This window comes from Alteromonas lipotrueiana (assembly GCF_019249245.1).
Classification (GTDB): domain Bacteria; phylum Pseudomonadota; class Gammaproteobacteria; order Enterobacterales; family Alteromonadaceae; genus Alteromonas; species Alteromonas lipotrueiana.
Genome location: NZ_JAESDK010000047.1, coordinates 1 through 557 on the forward strand (window position 1 = coordinate 1; position 557 = coordinate 557).

Sequence of the window (557 nt, forward strand, 5' to 3'; positions counted from 1 at the left end):
GAACGTCAACTAAACGGCTTTGATGAGCGCATTGTCGCACTCTATGCCCGCGGCATGACCACGCGCGATATTCAGGCTTACCTTGAGGAAGCTTACGGTGTTGAAGTCTCTGCCACCTTCATATCGCAGGTAACGAACGCGGTGATGGACGAGGTTAAGGCCTGGCAGCATCGCCCGCTGGCAAAGCTTTACCCAGTTGTTTATCTCGACTGTTTAGTGGTTCGTAGTCGTGATTCTGGCGTGGTACAAAACAAATCCGTGTATCTGGCGCTTGGTATCAACTGCGACGGTGAAAAAGAGCTGTTAGGCCTGTGGATGGCGCAAACCGAGGGAGCCAAGTTCTGGCTGTCAGTGATGAACGAGCTTAAAAACCGTGGTGTTGAGGATATCTTTATCGCCTGCTGTGATGGCCTCAAAGGCTTCCCGGAAGCCATTGAAGCGGTTTACCCGAAAACACAGGTGCAACTGTGTATCGTGCATCAAATTCGCCACTCGCTGCGCTACGTGAACTGGAAGCAGCGTAAGATTATCGCGACGGACTTAAAGCTGATTTATGG

The 557-nt window shown here is 51.3% G+C and carries 1 protein-coding gene; it reads left to right on the top strand.

All coding sequences use genetic code 11. The annotated features are described in order from the left end of the window. Nucleotides 1-557: IS256 family transposase (locus tag JK130_RS16570; RefSeq protein WP_218355437.1), on the top strand; the 557-nt coding region annotated here is incomplete at both ends.